The organism is Helcococcus kunzii ATCC 51366, from assembly GCF_000245755.1.
Classification (GTDB): Bacteria; Bacillota; Clostridia; order Tissierellales; family Peptoniphilaceae; genus Helcococcus; species Helcococcus kunzii.
Genome location: NZ_JH601088.1, coordinates 297581 through 318193, shown reverse-complemented (window position 1 = coordinate 318193; position 20613 = coordinate 297581). Strand labels below are relative to the sequence as shown.

General features: G+C 30.9%; 14 protein-coding genes. 1 reads left to right on the top strand and 13 read right to left on the bottom strand.

Translation table 11 applies throughout. The features are described from left to right. Positions 1 to 186: 186 nt before the first annotated feature. The 9 genes from HMPREF9709_RS01345 to HMPREF9709_RS01305 all read right to left on the bottom strand — a co-directional run bounded on the left by HMPREF9709_RS01345 (position 187) and on the right by HMPREF9709_RS01305 (position 12348). Entirely contained in the window at positions 187 to 1263 is a 1077-nt protein-coding gene (locus HMPREF9709_RS01345; RefSeq protein ID WP_005397197.1) for an ATP-binding cassette domain-containing protein, read from the bottom strand. Next, positions 1256 to 2323, bottom strand: a complete 1068-nt coding sequence (locus HMPREF9709_RS01340; protein ID WP_005397195.1) for an ABC transporter ATP-binding protein — start codon at positions 2321 to 2323, stop codon at positions 1256 to 1258. The genes HMPREF9709_RS01345 and HMPREF9709_RS01340 overlap by 8 nt, the downstream gene beginning before the upstream one ends. A 9-nt stretch (positions 2324 to 2332) precedes the next feature. Then, positions 2333 to 3286: an oligopeptide ABC transporter permease OppC gene (oppC, locus tag HMPREF9709_RS01335; protein ID WP_005397194.1), complete on the bottom strand. Its 954-nt coding sequence runs from the start codon at positions 3284 to 3286 to the stop codon at positions 2333 to 2335. Further along, the gene (locus tag HMPREF9709_RS01330; protein ID WP_005397193.1) at positions 3286 to 4782 is read right to left on the bottom strand and encodes an ABC transporter permease; all 1497 of its coding nucleotides are present in this window, start codon (positions 4780 to 4782) and stop codon (positions 3286 to 3288) included. Before HMPREF9709_RS01330 ends, oppC begins: the two co-directional genes overlap by 1 nt. A gap of 185 nt (positions 4783 to 4967) precedes the next feature. Further along, positions 4968 to 7022, bottom strand: a complete 2055-nt coding sequence (locus HMPREF9709_RS01325) for a peptide ABC transporter substrate-binding protein (RefSeq protein ID WP_005397192.1) — start codon at positions 7020 to 7022, stop codon at positions 4968 to 4970. A 281-nt stretch (positions 7023 to 7303) separates the two neighbouring features. Beyond that, positions 7304 to 8992 carry a proline--tRNA ligase gene (locus HMPREF9709_RS01320; RefSeq protein ID WP_040463772.1) on the bottom strand — a complete coding sequence of 563 codons (1689 nt, stop codon included), beginning with the start codon at positions 8990 to 8992 and terminating at the stop codon, positions 7304 to 7306. Beyond that, positions 8992 to 11112, bottom strand: coding sequence for a Tex family protein (locus HMPREF9709_RS01315; protein ID WP_005397190.1), 2121 nt, complete (start codon positions 11110 to 11112; stop codon positions 8992 to 8994). The genes HMPREF9709_RS01320 and HMPREF9709_RS01315 overlap by 1 nt, the downstream gene beginning before the upstream one ends. Further along, a protein-coding gene (prfB, locus tag HMPREF9709_RS01310) for a peptide chain release factor 2 (RefSeq protein ID WP_390625536.1) occupies positions 11112 to 12219 on the bottom strand; the annotation gives its coding sequence in 2 pieces (ribosomal slippage) (positions 11112 to 12146 and positions 12148 to 12219; 1107 coding nt in all). The genes HMPREF9709_RS01315 and prfB overlap by 1 nt, the downstream gene beginning before the upstream one ends. Continuing rightward, positions 12145 to 12348, bottom strand: coding sequence for a hypothetical protein (locus HMPREF9709_RS01305; protein WP_005397187.1), 204 nt, complete (start codon positions 12346 to 12348; stop codon positions 12145 to 12147). The genes prfB and HMPREF9709_RS01305 overlap by 75 nt, the downstream gene beginning before the upstream one ends. Before the next feature lie 837 nt (positions 12349 to 13185). Between HMPREF9709_RS01305 and HMPREF9709_RS09455 the strand changes: the two genes are divergently transcribed. Then, positions 13186 to 13983 (top strand): hypothetical protein, encoded by a 798-nt coding sequence (locus HMPREF9709_RS09455; protein WP_005397180.1) that lies wholly within the window; start codon positions 13186 to 13188, stop codon positions 13981 to 13983. 70 nt (positions 13984 to 14053) lie between these two features. On the opposite strand, the gene HMPREF9709_RS01295 is transcribed toward HMPREF9709_RS09455, so the two are convergent. The 4 genes from HMPREF9709_RS01295 to HMPREF9709_RS01280 form a co-directional block, all read right to left on the bottom strand. Beyond that, positions 14054 to 14905 (bottom strand): Cof-type HAD-IIB family hydrolase, encoded by an 852-nt coding sequence (locus tag HMPREF9709_RS01295; protein ID WP_005397179.1) that lies wholly within the window; start codon positions 14903 to 14905, stop codon positions 14054 to 14056. Positions 14906 to 15096: 191 nt separating this feature from the next. After that, positions 15097 to 17835, bottom strand: coding sequence for a preprotein translocase subunit SecA (gene secA, locus HMPREF9709_RS01290; protein ID WP_005397177.1), 2739 nt, complete (start codon positions 17833 to 17835; stop codon positions 15097 to 15099). Positions 17836 to 18049: 214 nt separating this feature from the next. After that, the gene (gene hpf / locus HMPREF9709_RS01285) at positions 18050 to 18583 is read right to left on the bottom strand and encodes a ribosome hibernation-promoting factor, HPF/YfiA family (RefSeq protein WP_005397176.1); all 534 of its coding nucleotides are present in this window, start codon (positions 18581 to 18583) and stop codon (positions 18050 to 18052) included. Between the two features lie 83 nt (positions 18584 to 18666). Continuing rightward, positions 18667 to 20055 (bottom strand): S1C family serine protease, encoded by a 1389-nt coding sequence (locus HMPREF9709_RS01280; RefSeq protein ID WP_005397173.1) that lies wholly within the window; start codon positions 20053 to 20055, stop codon positions 18667 to 18669. Positions 20056 to 20613: the final 558 nt, after the last annotated feature.

Here is a 20613-nt window from a genome sequence, read left to right as displayed (position 1 = left end):
GTGCAACGCGTTATAACCACATAAAATTACTCAGCAAACACCTCATCACTTTATCCGCATCAGTTATTGATGGATCTTAAATACAGCATCATTCCTCCCGAATTTCACCGCCTATTCAGCATAAAAAAACTGCTACAAAAAAAGTTTCGTCTTTTTGCAACAGTTCCTAAAATTCTATAAATTTTCCTATATCAATTGATCATTTTTAACGTTTTTATTTCTATTATTTACTTCAACTTCATCGACTTTTTCTTTGTTTAGAATTGCTTTTTCTGCATCTTTTCCGACAAGTAGTTCTTCATCTAGGAATTCACCGCTAAGTGATTGGTCTAGGACTTTTTTGTAATAGTCTACTTGGTCTGGAGAACAAAATACAAAGTGTTCTGGTGCGATTTCTCTTAATTGATATTGATCTGTAACTTCACCTGCAGCAGTATGATCATATACTACTACTTCTTTATTTTTTTCAATTATTGGATCCGGAATTGGAACTGATTGTAATAAAGATTTTGTGTATGAGTGTAAAGGTGATTCGAAAAGTTTTTCGGTTGGAGCAACTTCTACGATTCTACCTTCTGTAATTACAGCAATTCTATCTGAGAAATATCTAACAACTGATAAGTCGTGAGCGATAAATAGATATGTTAATTGCTTTTCCTTCTTAAATTTGTTTAATAGGTTTAAGACTTGTGCACGAATAGATACGTCAAGAGCTGAAGTTGGTTCGTCAGCAACTATTAGTTCTGGTTCCATTATTATTGCTCTTGCAATACCGATTCTTTGTCTTTGTCCACCGGAAAATTCGTGTGGATATCTTGATCTATGTTCTGGTAATAAACCTACTGCATCTAGGGCGTCTTGGATTTTTTTAGCTCTTTCTTCTTTATTTGCATAAAGTTTGAAATTATCAATACCTTCACCTATACAGTAATCAACAGTTGCTCTTTCATTTAGGGATGCTGCTGGATCTTGGAAAATCATTTGAATTTGTCTCTTTAATTCTCTTGATTCTTCTTTTTTCAGATTTCCATTTATTTTTTTTCTCTTAAAGAAAATTTCACCGTTTGATGTCTTGTTTAATCTAACAATTGCACGAGCAATTGTTGTTTTACCTGAACCCGATTCACCTACTAATGAAAAAGTTTCACCTTTATAAATTTGAAAATTTACACCTTTTACAGCAACAAATTTTCTTTTACCATTTTGGAATGTAATCTCTAAGTCTTTTACATCAACTAGTACTTCTCTTTGCTTATTATCCACTGTAAGCACCTCCCTTTGATGTAGCTCTTTCCATCTTTTCATGTAGATTCTTAATGATTTCTGGTGGCTCTACGTGTGGAGCTTTTTCATGCAATAACCAGGTTTTAGCATAGTGTGTATCTGACACCTTAAACATTGGTGGTTCTTTTTCAAAATCTATTTTCATAGCATAGTTACTTCTTAAAGCAAATGCATCACCTTTTATTTCATTAAATAAACTTGGTGGTGTACCCTTGATTGCAAATAATTCTCCACCTTCTTCTAGTTGTGGAAGTGAGGATAATAATCCCCATGTATATGGATGTCTTGGGTCATAGAATACTTCTTCTGCTGTACCATATTCTACAACTTGACCAGCATACATAACAGCAACCCTGTCTGCTACTTTTGCTACAACACCTAAATCATGTGTGATGTAAATAGTTGTAAATCCATATTCATGTGATAAGTTTCTAATTAGTTCTATAATTTGTGCTTGTATTGTAACGTCAAGAGCTGTTGTTGGCTCATCACATATCAATATTCTTGGTCTACATGCTAATGCAATCGCAATAACAATTCTTTGTCTCATACCACCTGAGTACATAAATGGATATTCATCAAAACGTTTTTCAGCTTCTGGAATACCAACTTTTGTCATTAAATCAATTGCTATTTTTTTAGCTTCCGCTTTTGTCTTATTTTGATGTTTAATAATTACTTCAGCTATTTGATAACCTATTGTTCTAACTGGGTTTAATGATGTCATTGGATCTTGGAAAATTGTAGCAATTTTCTTTCCTCTGATATTTAACCATTCTTTATCAGTTTTGAATTTTGCTAAATCTTGATCTTCAAACCATATTTCACCATTAGTAATTTCACCATTTTCATCTAACATACCTGTAAATGTCTTTGTAAATACTGATTTACCTGATCCTGATTCACCTACAATGGCTACTACTTTACCTTCTTCAAAATCTAGTGAAATTCTTCTTATTGCTTTTAGTTCTCTATCACGAACTCTGAATTTTACTTCAAGATCTTTTACAGATAATATTATATTGTCTTTGCTTTCCATAAAATCCTCCTAAATTTCGTGATTACGTGGATCACTAGCATCCGCTAATGTTTGTCCTACTATATAAAATGAAACTGTTATAATAGCAACAATAATTACAGGTATAATAAATAAATATGTTGCTGATTGCATGTATTGAGCATGCGCTTGAATCGTTCTACCTAAGGATGCTTCTCTTTGTGTTAAACCTACACCAATATATCCTAAAAATACTTCTGTAGAAATATATCCAGGTAATCTATTCGCAGCAGATGTAACAATTACTGAAATTAGATGTGGCATAATGTTATGTTTAATGATTTTCCATGTACTTGAACCAAGTACTTTAGAAGCCATGTTATATTCTCTATCACGAATTATCATAACTTGTACTCTCATGAAATATGCCACACCTATCCATGAAGTTGCAGATAAAGCAATGATTAATTGCCATACCCCTGCTCCTAATACATATGAAAGTATCATAACGATTAGTAAATATGGGATATTGGATATAACATTGTAAAGATCCATTAAGTAAAAGTCTAATTTTTTATTGAATCCCCATATTGTACCAATTATAATACCAATTGTCATTGTTATTATTGTAGTAATAAATGAAATTGTTAATGATGTACGAGCACCAGCCCATACCATATCAAATACATTTCTACCTACATCATCAGTACCAAAAGGATATTTTAAACTTGGTCTTAAAAATTTTAAATCGTAGTTATTAATATTTTCTTGTGCTAAGTTGTCATATCCTGAAAATATTGGTTGTATAAATGACATCAATAATACTAATGTTAAAACTACCAACATAAATATAGCAACTTTTGAGCTAAAGAATTTTCTAAATACTGAGCCCCAATATGAATATTCAGGAGTAGCAATCTTTTCAGATTTTGATTCATCGTATTGTACAAATTCAAACATATCGTCTGATATTTGTTCGGATGTTAATATTTTTTCATCATCCATTAGATGTCTCCTTTCTTAGCATTCAGTGATATTCTTGGGTCAACTACTGTCAATAATAAATCTCCCGCAAATAGTGAGAATATTGACAATGCTGTTAATATAAATGTTAATGTAATTACCATATTATTATTTGCTCCTGAAATTGCATCTGGTAACATCTTACCCATACCAGGTATGGCAAATACTGATTCTGTAATAATTGAACCACTAATAGATAAAACTATTGAAGCAGGTATACCATTAACAATTGGAATAATCGCATTTTTTAATATATGATTTTTTGAAATTTCTTTCTTTGATAAACCTTTTGCTTTTGCAAATTTAACATAATCGGCAGAAGATTGATCTATCATATATCTTCTAATCCATGTCATAATTCCTGATGTGGAAAGTATTGTTAATATTAATATAGGCATAATATATGACTTAATATTTCCAGCACCTAATTGAGGGAATTTATCTGGTAAATCAAAGAATGAACCAAAGTATTTCATAATAAAAATAAACGCTAATGAAGGTATAGCAATTAATATATTGATATATAAAATACCTAATTTATCAATAAATTTACCTTTATTTCTTGCCATTGCAACACCTGCTGGGATTGCAATCACATATGCTAATATCAATGAAGTAACTCCAAATAGATATGAGTTACCAATCATAGATCTATCTTTTTTATTTAATGTAGCATCTGCATAGTTATCTAAATATTTTAATTCATCTAAATGATCTGGATTTTTCTTATATCTTAAACTATGTAAATCTTCAGCACCTTTTCCTTTTTGTCCTGTTGGATAAACTATATCTTTATTGTCTAAAACACCTTGTCCTTCAGATATAACATCTACAGTTTTTGATCCTGGTCTACTTGGATATGAATTACCAAAGTTTAAGCTTAATATATTTGAGTGAATAAATGGAAATTGACCATTGAAATATATTTGATATTTATATTCGCAACCTGTACACATCAATGCAGGTACTCCATTATGATCTGTACCAAAATAATACCCTCTGTTTTGATCTAATTCTGGATTATTAGGGTCTTGTATTTTCCCTGGTCTATCTACAATTATCAAATTCTTAAAGTATCTACCTATCAATTCAAATACAGTGTAATTTCTAGTAGCGATATATTGTCCATTTAAGTTACCACCACCTGTTAATTTTTGGATTGTATACCCTTTATCTTCATACACTTTTAATACTTTCTTTTGTGATTCAGAGTCTTTTTTTATACAATCTCCTGTATTGTTTTTGGATTCTACATTACACATTTCACCCATAGTTGCATAATCTAAATATCCTAAATTTTCTAGAGTTTGAAATCTATATACAACTCTTTCATTTCCTTTTAACTTATTGAATGTTGTGTCATTTTCAAAAATTCTTTTCGTATCAATAAGTGTATAAACCATAGCCACTACTACGGCCACTACAAGAAATATAGCTATTATAGATTTAATAACTCTTTGAAAAATATATTTCTTCATAATTAACTCTCCCTTCTCAAAATTCTTCATATTGAGATAATTATATATGTCCTTAATTATATAATAATTTGCAGTATAATTCAAATTTTTTAACCATAAAAACTTGATAATGACTGTGTTTTTATGGTTAAAAAATTAGAGGTTGAAGTTAAAGTTCAACCTCTAATAGATATATTAAATAGAAATTATTGTGCTTGATTTTTTCTAGCTTCAACTCTTTCTTTTTGCCATTGTTCTTTAGCTTTATTGTATTCTTCAGCAGTTACAAGTTCTTTTCTAATTTTTTGATATTTATATTTGTTTTGTGAAACACCAACTGGAGAATATATACCAACAAATGGTTCTGCTTTTGAAATAATTTCTCCTCTAGCTGCCATTGTTACAGGTATATATAAAGCTTTTTCAACAAAGTAAGCATCAGATTTTGCAAATGCTTCATATCTTTTATCTAAATCATCTGTAATTTTATCAGCTTCTCTATAAAGCTTTTCGTATTCCATTAAACCAATTTTTTCTTTAATATCTTTATCTGCAACATTTCCATTTTCATCCACACCGCTTAAACCAGCATTTGTTAGATTTGAACCTGTTGTTGCTGACCATGTATCTGCATATGATTTTGGATCATTGTAGTCTGGTCCCCAACCAGCAAATGTATTGATATCATAATCTGCTGCTGCAGGGTCATTGTTTTGGAATGCAATAGCTTGGATAGTATCTTGAGGTACTAGATTTAATTCAATTATTACCTTACCATCAGAACCTTGTTTAATAGATTGTTTCATTGAGTTTGCTTTTTTAACTAATCTATCATTAGTTTCTAAAACAAGCATATCTAAATGTACAGGGAACTTGATACCTTCTTTTTCAGCTGCTGCAAAGTATTCTGCTGCTTTTTCTTTATTATAGAATGGATCTTGTCCATCAGATAAATCTAATTTTTCCCCTGTTGCTGCATTATATGCATCAGTTACTAATTGTAGATAATCTCTACCATCTGAATGTGCTGCTGCATCTATATAGTTGTTTACGTTCTTTAATGCTTCTCTTGCTAATGCTTCTGGAGCATCAACTCTTAATTCTGGTACTCTATCATACGCTGCTCTTAAACCTTTTCTAAAGTTTTCATTTAATAGAGCTTTTCTTGTGTTTTCTTTTAGAGCTTCATCTTTAGCATATTTAGTATACTTAAATGATTTTCTATTAAAGTTAAATATTGTACCAAAAGTTGAAGCATTTGGTAAGTTTGGTCTTACGTATTGTTCGTATTGTTTTCTAACTTTATTGTAATCTTCCCATGTTGGTCTCATTGACATAGCAACATATGTGCCATTTTCGAAACCATTTTTAATTGAGTATGGATCTTTACCATCGTCAAAGATTTCTGTTACTTTTTCTAGATATACATGTTCTGCATCCCAATATTGATTATTTTTAACAATTACAATAGAAGATTTATCATCTACAGAACTTAAGATATATCCACCATTATATAAAATTGAATCTGGACTTAATGATCCAAATTTTGTCTTAGTTGGTTCTGGAGAGCCAAGTTTTGCTCCGTCAAAACTTTCTAGGAATTTTCTATTAACTGGATATAAAATAGTATAAGTTGTAATATCTCCGAAATATGGAGCTGGTTTTTCTAAAGTATATTCTACAGTATAATCATCAAGTGCTTTAACACCTACTTTTTCCCATTCTGCATCTGAGAAGTCACTATTTAGATATTCTGCATATCCTTTAATAATACCAGATACTACTGCACTAGATTCTGATTTGAATTCAGCAGCATGTCTTAAACCTGTTACAAAGTCATCCGCTTTAACTTCAGCGTATTCCATTTCTGTATTTGTAACCCATTTAACACCTTTTTTCAATTTGAAAGTCCACTTCAAACCATCTTCACTTACTGAATATGATTCAGCTAATGCTGGTTGTAATTGACCTATTCTATCATGTTCTAAAAGTCCATCAACAAAGTTAGCATTCCAAATGTTATCTGGATTCTTATTTGTTGTTATATAGTCTAAAGTTTTTAATGAGTTTGTACCAGCGTATGTATACTCTTTAACTTCAGATTCGCCTTCTGTTTTTCCGTTAGATTCTCCACCGTTTTTATCTGTTTCACCTGTTGATTCTTTTGTAGTTTTATCGCCACCTGTAGGTCCACCACAAGCTACAAGGAAAACCATTACTAATGCTAGTAAAAGTGAAAGTACCTTTTTTGAGTTTTTCATAATTCCTCCCATATATTTTTTATAGATCAGCTTACATTAATGTAGTTTTTCTATATATTGTTAACATTATAGTTAAATCTTTTGTACTTGTCAAGTGTTTTCCTGTTATTTATTTAAATAATTTAATATTTTTGAGCGTAAAGTCAGTATATTAATTATAATTCAGTTAGTATGCAAAAATAAAAAAAGCAATTAAACGCTTATTTATCATAGTGTTTAATCACTTTTCCCTTTGCTATATAATTCCGTTTTTCTTTCTATTTACGGATTTTTATTCATAGCTATTTTATTTTCTCTATGGCCTCTTGTACACTTAATTTAATATTTTCTTTTTCTTTTCTTGTAGAATATTCGACAAATCCTTCTGAAGCATCTCTTCCAACAGTGATTCTATGCGGTATACCGATTAAATCTCTATCTTTAAATTTAACTCCAGGTCTTTCATTTCTATCATCTAGTAAAACTTCAACACCTGCAGAAATTAATTCTTGATAAATTTCTTCAGCCAATTTTACTTGATTTTCATCACCTGATTTTACTATTGTTATGATTGCTTTATATGGAGCGACAGATTCTGGCCAAATAATACCATCTTCATCATAGTTTTGTTCAATAACTGCAGTAACAGTTCTTGTGATACCTATACCATAGGAACCCATTTCAAAATATTGTTCTTTACCATTTTCATCTAAGAATTTTGCGTTTAATGGTTTAGAATATTTTTGACCAAGTTCAAAGATATTTCCTACTTCAATTCCTCTAGCAAAAATTAAATCTTCCCCATTTGGTCCTTTATCTCCTTCTTGTATCATAAGAATATCTTCAGCAATTTCAGCTTCAAAGTCTTTTCCATAATTCACATTTAATATATGGTAATCTGCTTCATTTGAACCAATCACAAAATTTGACATATTTTTTACTCTTGAATCAATAATTACATTAACATCTTTATTTAATCCAATTGGTCCAATAAATCCTGGCTGACTACCAAACTTATTGATGATATCTTCATCACTCGCCATTTCAATCTCATTTTCTGAAATTTGCGCAAATGCTAAAAATTTATTTATATTTAGCTCTCTATCCCCAGGAATTAATACTAGATAAGACTCCTCTTTTGTTGTAAAAGCAATTGATTTTAATAATTTTGTTTTATCGATAGATAAGAATTTTGATAAATCTTCAATTGTCTTTACTCCTGGAGTATGAACTTTTTCCTTTTCTTTTGGTTCTTCTTTTTCTAAAATTGGTAGACTTACTTTATATTTTTCATCCGTTGCAGCATAGTCGCTATCATTTGAATACACAATAACTCCCTCACCAGTTTCTGCCATCGCAATAAACTCGTGAGATCTACCTGTACCCATAAGACCACTGTCACCTTCTACAATTCTGTAATCCAAACCAATAGTATCAAAAACATCTACATAAGCATCCCACATATTTTGATAAGATTTTTTTAATCCTTCAACATTTTTATCAAAAGAGTAAGCATCTTTCATTGTAAATTCTCTAGCTCTATTGATACCAAATCTTGGTCTCTTTTCATCTCTATATTTTGTTTGTATTTGATAAATATTTAGCGGAAGTTGTTTATATGATTTAATTTCATCTCTAATAAGAGTTGTGAAATATTCTTCAGCTGTTGGTCCTAAACAGTAATCTCTAGCGTTTCGGTCCTTCAATCTAAACATCTCTTCGCCAAATTTATCCCATCTTCCTGATTCTTCCCAAATTTCTTGTGGTTGCAATGCTGACATTAAAACTTCTTGCGCACCAAATTTATCCATTGAATTTCTAACAATTTGTTCAATTTTCTTTATTACTCTTAGACCTAATGGAAGATAGGAATATATACCTGATGCTGATTTTCTAATCATACCAGCTCTTAAAAGAAGTTTATGGCTTGCAATCTCTGCATCCTGTGGATTTTCTTTTAATGTTGGCATGTACATTTTTTCCATTCTCATTATTTATCAATTCCTTTCATACTTAGTCCAACTTTATTTCTATTTTTATCTACATTAATTATTTTTACTTCTACAATATCTGAAACCTTTAGCACTTCGCTCGGATGTTTAATATATTTATCGCTGATTTCTGAAATATGAACTAATCCATCGTTTTTCACACCAATATCGACAAACGCCCCAAAATCGACCACATTACGTACAGTACCTTTAAGTACCATTCCTACTTCAAGGTCATCAATACTTAAAACATCCGCTCTTAATATTGGCTTAGGCATGTCTTCTCTAGGGTCTCTCCCTGGTTTTTTAAGCTCCTGAATAATATCAATTAATGTAGGCTCTCCAATCTCAAGCTCTTCAGATAATTTCTTAGTATCAATGCTATCTAAATCCATTCCCATAATTTTCTTTGCAATCTTATATGATTCTGGATGCACAGCAGTATTATCTAATGGATTTTCACTTTCCGGTATTCTCAAGAATCCTGCCGCTTGTTGGAATGTTTTTGGTCCTAATCCCTTAACTTTCTTTAGTTCATCTCTTGACTTAAAGCTTCCATTTTCATGCTTATAGTCAATAATATTTTTTGAAACTTTTGAGTTTATCCCGGAAACATACATTAATAATGAAGGTGAAGCAGTATTTAAGTTTACTCCAACATTGTTTACGCAATCTTCAACTACATTGTTTAATGTATCTGATAGTTTTGTTTGATTTACGTCATGTTGATACTGTCCAACACCTATATGTTTTGGTTCAATTTTTACAAGTTCAGCAAGCGGATCTTGGACACGTCTTGCTATAGAAACAGCTCCTCTTACAGTAACATCTTTATCAGGAAACTCTTCAATACCAACTTTTGATGCAGAGTAAATAGACGCTCCGGATTCGTTAACAATTGTGTAGAAAACTTTTTTATCAAATTTATTTTCATTTAACATCTTGGAAACAACTTGTTCTGTTTCTCTTGATGCTGTACCATTACCAATTGTAATTAAGTCTACACCAAATTTTTTTATTAAATCAGTCATCACCAAAATGGATCCTTCGATATCTCCCTTTGGTTTTGCAGGATAAATAATTGTATCATGTAGTAATTCCCCTGTTTCAGAAATAACCACAAGTTTACATCCTGTTCTATATCCTGGGTCAAGCCCCATAACCACAGAACCTTTTATCGGTGCTTGCATTAAATATGGTTTTAAGTTTTTAGCAAAAACATCAATTGCTTGTTCATCAGCTTTTTCTGTCAGCTCTGCTCTTATTTCATTTTCTACAGATGGGAATAGTAATCTCTTATATCCATCTTCTGCAGCTTCATTGATATATTTATATGCTTCAGATAATCTATCTTGTTGAATACTTCTTGATATTACATAGATATTTTCATCATCTGATAGCTTAACATTTACTTTTAAGAATCCTAGTTTTTCCCCACGATTCAACGCCAAAATTCTATGAGAAGGAATTGAAGAAATCTTTTCTTCATATTCAAAGTAAGAATAAAACGTTGCCGCCTCTTCCTCTTTACCTTCTTCAATTTTAGCCTTTTGTGAAACTATAACCCCAACTCTTTGAGCATCTTTTCTTAAAATATTTCTAAAGACTGTCGCATCAGAAATAAGTTCAGCTAAAATATCTTTCGCACCATTTATCGCATCTTCAACGGTCGGTACTTCTTCTGTAATAAACCCTTCAGCTTTTTCTAAAATAGATCCATTTCCTTCTTTCCATGTCAAAATAAAATTAGATAATGGTTCTAATCCTTTTTCTTTCGCTTTCGTTGCTCTAGTTTGTTTCTTTTGTTTATATGGTCTATAAATATCTTCAACTTCTTTTAATGTTTCAGCATTCTCAATCTGACTCATTAAATCATCAGTCATTTTATCTTGTTTTTCAATAGAAGCAATAACTTCTTCTTTTCTTGTTTCAAGATTTCTTAAATAATTAAGCTTAGTTTCTAATTCTCTAAGCACCTCATCAGTTAAATTTCCTGTCACTTCTTTTCTATAACGCGCAATAAAAGGAATTGTATTTCCCTCATCAATTAAGTTTACAGTTTTCTCAACTTGTGATTCTTTAATATTTAATTCTTCAGCAATTTTTTTGTTTATATTCATTAGTTCTCTACTTCTTTCATATTTAAATAAGCATTAATAAAATCGTCCAAATCTCCATCCATTACTTTTTCGATATTTCCAACTTCATAATTTGTTCTGTGGTCCTTCACTAAAGTATATGGCTGAAATACATATGATCTAATTTGTGAACCCCAAGAAATTTGTGAATACTTTCCTTGTATATCTTCAATCTTTTCTTTGTGTTCTTCTTCTTTTATTTGTACAAGCTTTGCCTTTAACATTGACATTGCAGTCTCTCTATTTTGTATCTGAGATCTCTCTGTCTGACAAGACACAGTAACCCCAGTCGGAATGTGTGTAATCCTCACAGCTGAATCCGTTGTATTTACATGTTGTCCGCCTGCCCCAGAAGATCTATACGTATCTATTCTTAAATCTTTCTCATCTATCTCTATCTCAGTATCATGATCTATTTCGGGGTAAACATCAACACTAGCAAATGATGTATGCCTTCTAGCATTTGAATCAAACGGAGAAATCCTAACAAGTCGATGCACACCTCTTTCTGCCTTCAAATACCCATACGCATTTTTCCCTTTAACCATAAGCGTAACGGATTTAATCCCTCCGCCCTCTTCATTGTTATATTCAGCAATCTCATACTTATATTTTTTGGAATCCATCCATCTCGTATACATTCTGTAAAGCATTCCTGCCCAATCGGTAGCTTCAAGTCCTCCCGAACCTGCATGAATGGACATAATCGCATTATTTGAATCATACTCCCCAGACAATAATGTCTCAATCTTAAGCTTTGAAATACCTTCCTTAGTTTTAAGCAAGTCAGATGTTAAATCATCTTGCATTTCAATAAACTCCTCAACAGACATTAGATCCAACAAATCTCTCAACGCCTGAATATCCCTTGATAAATTACTATAATTTTCAGTAGTATCCTTTAATGCATTAATCTCAATCATTATGGCTTGAGCTTTATCAGAATCATCCCAAAAATCATTCTCATAACTCTTTTTCTGTAATTCAATTAACTTTTCTTTTTTATTAGCAATGTCAAAGAGAGTCTCCAAGATCTTTCATAACCTTAAGCAACTCATCTATTTCATTGTTCATCTCAAATTGTTCTATGACAACCACCTCACTAAAATATTTTTTTATAGCTGTAAAAGTGCTTTTATGGATTGCAGAAATTGTTGTTGACTGCGATTTTTGATCGTTAACATTATTTTTGAATGGTGCATTTTTGACCGTTAACATTTTGTTTGTAGGCTACATTTTTTGTCCGTTAACATTTTGTTTGTAGGCTACATTTTTTGTAGGCTGCAGATTTTTTAGGCAGCAAACATCCTAAAGTAAATAGCACAATTACACGGCATTATTCTTTGACTATTATAACACAATTGTGAAAAATAGTAATAAATAAGTTTTATTAACCAGATTTTGCGCTTGTAGAATGCTTTTATGAATGTAAATATTTGTTAAATCCATGTAACAATAATGACAGTTTATTTTTGGGAAATAATAGTATACTGGGAGTAGGAGGGATCAGATTTTTTTTTAATATCATTCACACAAGTATAAATAATTTGATAATAATTATAAAAAAACAAATCTCACATATAAGCTTATGTTATTTAGCACAATTATTTGTGATATTTGACATTACAAAATCATTAGCACAAAAAGATTGGTCCCTTTTTTACCCCCCTAGGGTATATTTAAGACCATAAAAAAATTTTTTATGGTCCTACTATACCCCACGTACGTATATAATAGACCATAAAATTTTCTAATCATAACATTATTATTAGGCTATTCAGTATCTTAAAGTATTTTTTGGTAGTCAAACTATATTTTCCTGTATTATTTCATCAAATCCATGGTCCTTTTTATACCGCCCTACCGTATCTTTAGACCATAAAAAATTTTTTTATGGTCCTATAAATACCCACCCCCAGTATGTTTAGACCATAGCAAACAGTGCGAGAAATGGCAAACGAAATAAATACCCCCCACTGTATGTATAGACCATAGCATTTAAAAATATATGGTCCATTTTAAATTAACATTAAAACAAAAATAAAAGGAGTAAATATGATAGATATATCAACAGCAATAAAAGAAGAATTCAAAAAATTAGATACTTTACTATTGAGTATAAACGTAAATATGAAAATTTTCCCCGAAGGCAAGTTAAAAATAAAAAAAGTAAATAATAAATTTTACTATTATCATATTTTAGATGATTCAACAGTAAAATTTATACCAAAGAAAGACATTGAACTTGCAAAAGTACTTTGTAAAAAATCATATTATGAGAAATTAAAAAAGATTATTAATAAACAAATGAATTATCTAAAATATTTTCCATTTAGATATAACTACAAAAACATAGAAAATGTATATAACAATCTAGCACCTGAGCGTAAAGCCTTGATCAATCCAATCGAGCCATCTTTAGAACAATTTATTATGGAATGGAAAAATAAATATTTTACTCCGTTAAGTTTTAGAAAAGAGGAAAAGCAATTTATCACAAACAATAAAGAATTAGTTCGTTCGAAATCCGAGAAAATTCTTGCTGATTTATTTTCTAGTTATAATCTCATTTACAAGTATGAATGTCCGCTATTTTTAGATAAATATGATCCAATATATCCAGATTTTACATTTATTTGTCCTTATACTAAGCGCGAGATTTACTGGGAACATTTTGGCATGATGGATAATCCAGAATATGCTATTAAAGCGATAGAAAAGATTAGATATTATGCAAAACATGAAATTTTGTTGGGCGATAGGTTGTTTGTAAGCTTTGAAACTATTAAAAAACCGCTAGATGTGGATACAGTAAAAAAGACAATTAAAAGATTTTTAGTTTGTTCACATTAGATAGAATGTTTTATTAATTTTGAAATAATACAAGCAAAAAGCACGCCTGTGCGTGCTTTCTATATGAGTACTATTCTACAAATCCAAAGTGTTTGAAGGCTTCGTATATGCCTTCTTCGTCATTTGAAGTGGATACGTATGTTGCAATTTCTTTGACTGGATCAACGGCATTGCCCACCGCAACGGAATATTTTCCATATTCCATCATTTCCTTGTCATTCATATTGTCACCAAATGACATTAAGGTTTCAGGATCAATGCCAAGTCTTTCTAATCCGTATTCTTTATTTACTCCTGGCATTGTAAATTCCATGAAGAATGGTGATGTTTGTACAACATGTACCTTATATCCAAATTTTTCTCTATATCTTTCAATGGTTTCAGCAATAACTGAAGGGTCAACTATTGTGAGTATTTTGTTTACATTAAAGTCAATAGATTCTGCATATGGTCTTACTTCTTTAAGTAAAAATCCACCACCTCTTGATTCGTATTCTACGATATTTGTATTGTGTTGGCCACCAAATGGAGACATGTCTACAAATCCGTTAAAAACATTATTTACAAGCATGTAATCTCCATTTTCAATCATTGGCTCAATACCATCATTTATTACATCTGTAAGAATTTCTTTTATAAGTGATAAATCAATTGGAGTTTGATAAATATATTTGTGATTTTTTACGTCATATCCTACCGCGCCATTATTTGTAACGATTATTCCGTGATGTTTTTCTAATTCTAATTCTTTCGCAAACCCTAATAACCCTTTAACCGGTCTTCCAGACGCCAATATTATCTGAACACCTTCATTTTGTAATTTTATCAATGCTTCTTTTGTTTTTGGCGGAATCTGCTTATTGCTGTCAAGTAACGTACCATCCATATCAAATGCCATGGCCTTAATGTCATTTATGTCCATTTTTTGCTCCTCTTTAATTATGAATTAAATCTTATTTTTTACTATTTAATTAATCTATAATATATTTATTTTATCATATTAGGAATTATTCTTTAATCATATTTTTTCAATAATGTAAGAAATTATATATTAAATAAAAAAGCCATCACAAACAACTTCAATTGCTTGCAACGGCTTATTTTATTTATAAATTATATATTTTTACCATGACAGTTTTTGTATTTCTTACCTGATCCACATGGACATGGGTCGTTTCTTCCAATTTTTTTATCTACAATTCTTTGTCTTGGCGCTTCGTCTGCTGCACCGGCGGATTCTGATTCTACCTTTGCAACTTTTTGTCTTTCGATTTGAGATTGAGGTTCAATTCTAAACATATACTTGATGGTGTCTTCTCTGATTGCATTATTTAATTCATTGAACATTTCGAAACCTTCATTTGCGTAGGCTCTAACTGGATCTTCATTACCAATTGCTCTCGCACCAATGTTTTGTTTCAATTGATCCATGGCATCGATGTGATCCATCCATTTTTGGTCTACAACTTTCAACATGATTACTCTTTCCATTTCTCTCATGTCTTCAGCACCGATTCTCGCTTCTTTTTCATCGTAGATTGATTTAGCAATATTTAACAAATCTACTTTTAATTTTTCTGTAGAAGTTATATCGATGTTTGCCCAAGCATCTTTAGGAATGCAAATCTCTGCTAAATAATTTTTTAATCCTTCAATTTCCCATTTATCGCTTGAAAGACTTGAATTACAGAAAGTATCTACTGTATCGTTTAATAGAGTTTCCATCATTGAAAGAATGTTTGACTTCATGTCATCACCATTCAATACAGCATTTCTTTCACCATAGATAACTTCTCTTTGTTTGTTCATTACATTATCGTATTCAAGAACTCTCTTTCTTGTTGCGAAGTTATTTCCTTCAACCCTTGCTTGAGCTTTTTCAATAGCTGAAGATAAGATACCAGCTTCAATTGGTTCATCTTCTGGGAATGAAGTGAATTTTTGCAATGATTGTCCACCGAATAATCTCATTAAGTCATCTTCTAATGAAACATAGAATCTTGACTTACCAGGGTCCCCTTGACGTCCAGAACGTCCTCTTAGCTGATTATCGATACGTCTTGATTCGTGTCTTTCAGTACCGATGATTAGTAAACCACCAGCTTCTAAAACTTTTTTCGAATTTTCATCAGTTTTTAACTTAAACTCTTGTTTTAATTCAGTAAATAATTTTCTTGCTTCTAAGATTTCTTCATCATCAGTTTCCGCAAAACCATCAGCTTCATCAATTAGATAATCCTCAATACCTCTCTTCTTCATTTCTTTTTTAGCCATATATTCAGGATTACCACCTAAAACAATATCGGTACCTCTACCAGCCATGTTTGTAGCGATTGTGATTTTACCAAACTCACCAGCTTGAGCAACAATTTCAGCTTCTCTGGCGTGTTGTTTAGCATTTAATACTTCGTGAGGTATTCTTTGTTTCTTTAATAGTTTTGATAAGTATTCTGATTTTTCAATAGAAACAGTACCAACAAGCACAGGTTGACCAGTTTGTGAAGCTTCTTTTATTTCTTCAACTACAGCATCAAATTTCGCCTTTTCATTTACATAAACCCTATCATTTTCGTCTTTTCTAATAATAGGTCTATTTGTTGGAGCCTCAATAACATCCATATTATAGATTTCTGCAAATTCGTCTTTTTCAGTCATTGCAGTACCTGTCATACCTGATAATTTATCATACATTCTAAAGAAGTTTTGGAATGTAATTGTTGCAAGAGTTTTTTGTTCGCTCTTTATTGCAACACCTTCTTTAGCTTCTAATGCTTGATGTAAACCGTCAGAATATCTTCTACCTTGCATGATACGACCTGTGAATTCATCAACAATAAGGATTTCTCCTTCATTTACCACATAGTCAATATCAATGTGCATAGTATTTCTAGCTTTCAACGCTTGGTTTATATGGTGAACTAATTCCATATTTTCTGCATCAGATAGATTTTCAATACCAAAGTATTCTTCAGCTTTTGCTGTACCCACTTCAGTAAGAGTAGCTGATTTTCTCTTTTCATCAACCACAAAATCTACAGTTTCTTCTTTTTGTTCATCCAATAATAAATCTAATTTATTTTTTTCAGTTTCTTCAGGATCAAGTATTCTACCTTCAAGATTTTTTACGAATGTATCTGCCTTGAAGTACATATCTGTTGATTCTTCTCCCTTACCTGAAATAATAAGTGGAGTTCTCGCTTCATCAATTAAAATAGAGTCAACTTCGTCGACAATCGCATAATGCAATCCTCTTTGAACAGTATCCTCTTTGTAAATTTCCATATTGTCTCTTAAATAGTCAAAACCTAATTGATTGTTTGTAGCGTATGTGATATCCGCATTATATGCTTCTTGTCTTTCTTTTTGAGTTAATCCATAAAGTATACAGCCAACTTCAAGCCCTAAAAATCTATATACTTTACCCATCCAGTCCTTATCACGTTCAGCTAGATAGTCGTTAACTGTAACTATGTGTACACCTTTACCTTCTAATGCATTTAAGTAAGCAGGTAAAGTAGCTACTAATGTCTTACCTTCCCCAGTTTTCATTTCTGAAATTCTACCTTGGTGAAGGATTATCCCCCCTACCAATTGCACTGGGTAATGTTTCATATTTAAAACTCTCCATGACGCTTCTCTAACAGTTGCAAATGCTTCTACAAGAATGTCATCTAAAGTTTCTCCATTTTTTAATCTTTGCTTAAATTCTTCAGTCTTATTTTTTAATTCAGCATCGCTCAATTTTGCAAATTGATCTTCTAATTTTAAAATTTCATCTACTAAAGGTTGAATTTTTTGTATCTCTTTTTCGCTAAAAGATTTAAATAATCTTTTCATAAATCCTAATGCCATCTTTTCCATCCTTTAAACTTTATAAATATATGTCACTCGGTTAATTATAACACAATTATTAGCGATTAACAAAACATTGATTAATATTTTTTAAATAAAGATTGATAAATAATATTATATATAATCGTTGTTGAAATGTAGGTAATTTCCCTAACCGCAAACAAAATTTATAAATACACTTAAAAAGGAAGAGTTTCCTCTCCCTCTTTATATTTTATGATTGTTCTATAATACCATAGTTACCATCTGTTCTCCTGTAAACTACAGAAACTAATTCTGTTTCTGCATCTTGATATACAAAGAAATCATGATCTAAAAGGTCCATTTGCATGATTGCATCTTCAACGAACATTGGTTTTAATCCTATTTTCTTAACCTTTACAATAGTTGGTTCTTCATCCTCTTGTATGGTTAAGTTATCTGTTGGTATAGCTTCATATCTAATAGACTCACCCGTTTTTCTAGTTTGTAGCTTTGTCTTGTATTTTCTCATTTGTCTATCAAGTGATTCTACAACTCTATCAACCGAAGATAACATATCGTCTGTGGTTTCTTCTGATCTTAAAATTGTACCTTTTTTCAACCAGATTGTTACTTCCACAGTTTTAAAGTTTCCATCTACAGAGAAAGTCGCCTTAGCATCAATATCTTCATCGAAGTATTTATTTAATTTGCCTAGCTTCTTCTCTACATCCTCTTTAAAATTATCACGAATATTAATATTTTTACCTACATATTCAATTCTCATATGTTCCTCCTACGATTTATTTCGTATATATCTTATACCCATTAGTGAATATAATATCACAACCATAAAATTTTTATTTAAATCTAATATAAATCTTCTTGAGAATCAAATCTAATTTCTGAAACTTTTTCCTTACCATCTCTAATGTATGTTATTTTCGCAGTATCTCCAACGTTATATTTTATCAATGCTTGTTTAAGTGTGTTCATTGAAGTAATTTTATCATTGTTAATTTTCACAATGATGTCACCTTTTTTCATTCCCATTCTTCCTGCTGAACTTTTAGCCACAACATCAACAACATATACACCTTCTTCAGTACCTAAATCATATCTTGAAGTATATTGCATATAATTTACTAAATCAATTCCTCTGATTCCAAGAATAATTGGTTCAAAATATCCGTCTTTTATAATTTTTTCTACAATAGATTTTGCAATATTTGAAGGAATGGCAAAACCTATACCATCAGTACTTCCCGCTTTCGCAGTATTTATACCAACTAATTTACCTTCTGCATTTAACAATGCTCCACCACTATTTCCTGAGTTTATGGAAGCATCTGTTTGAATTAAACCATTCATAATCATACCATTTTGCATTGTAATGGTTCTATTTAATCCTGAAATATATCCAGAAGTTAAAGTTGATTGTAAATTTAATCCTACAGGATTTCCAATAGCAATCGCCTTATCCCCGATTTGTAATTGATCTGAATCAGCGAATTCAATTGGAGTTAATCCTTCTTTTTTAACCTTTATCACACCTAAATCTAAACCTGAATCATTCCAAACAATTTCTGCTTTCGCATGAGAATTATCAGAAAATATTACAGTTATTTCTTTTGATTTATCACTTAAAACATGAGAATTTGTAAGAATGTATCCATTTTCACTAACAATTATCCCTGATCCAATTCCTTCACTACTCTTACTTTGTCCAAAAATATCTCTTTCAGATTGATATTTTACATTGATACCAACAACTGATTGAATAGCCTTTTTCGCTACAGCATTTTCAATATTATTTTCTTGTTTAGTTGAAATGCTAATCGGTTGAGTTTTTTGTGTTTCCTGAACAACTTCCTTGTTTTCATTATCCTTAAATAAATAATTTGATGCAATAGGTCCCAAAAATGATCCCAATATCGCACCTATCAACACTAAAGAAACAGTCCTGAAAAATCCAAAACCAGATTTTTTCTTCTCTTTCTTATTTTCTGGTTGATTTATATCTCTTCTATATTCATTGTTATTTGTATACTCTTGTCGCTCACTATTTTGTTTATTACTAAACTCTTCGCCTTGAACATTTTGTGCTTCATAAACTTTTTCGTGCTGATTATCTCTTATCTCTTCTACTTCACTGATCTTATCCGTGTCATTTAAATCTCTACTTGGCACATCATCTCTATTGTCTTTATCTACATTATTTAACCAATCATCAAATTCATCATTGTATCTATCTGACATAATTTCCTCCTTATTACCTTTGTTAACTATATTATAGGTCTTCTTTATGTTGAAAATATGAATATTGTGTTTAAAATGTGAATTTATCTATATTTTTTGTTTTGTAAACATTTATCGGTAATTATTTGTTTTATAGTGCGTTTTATAGTGCAATCTTCAGAAAATATCCATGAAATGAAATAATTAAATTATGATTTACATGTGTGAATGGGAAAATGAAGATTAGACATGTAGAAAATTTGAGGAAATTACATGTGTAAAATGAAAAACGGCGTTTACACATGTAGAGGTCAAAAAATCTTACATTTGTAAATGAAGTATTTAAAAATACACATGTAAAATTAGGTTATAAGTCAATTTCCTGACTAAATCGAAAATCCCAAAATAATCAGGAAAAAATATTGAGTGATTTTCCTGACTAAAACGAAAATCTCAAAATAGTCAGGAAAAAACAGCAAAAATATTTCCTGACTAAATCAAGAATCCCGAAATAATCAGGAAAAACTTTCCTGACCAAATCAAAAATTCCAAAATAATCAGGAAAAAACAGCAAAAAAT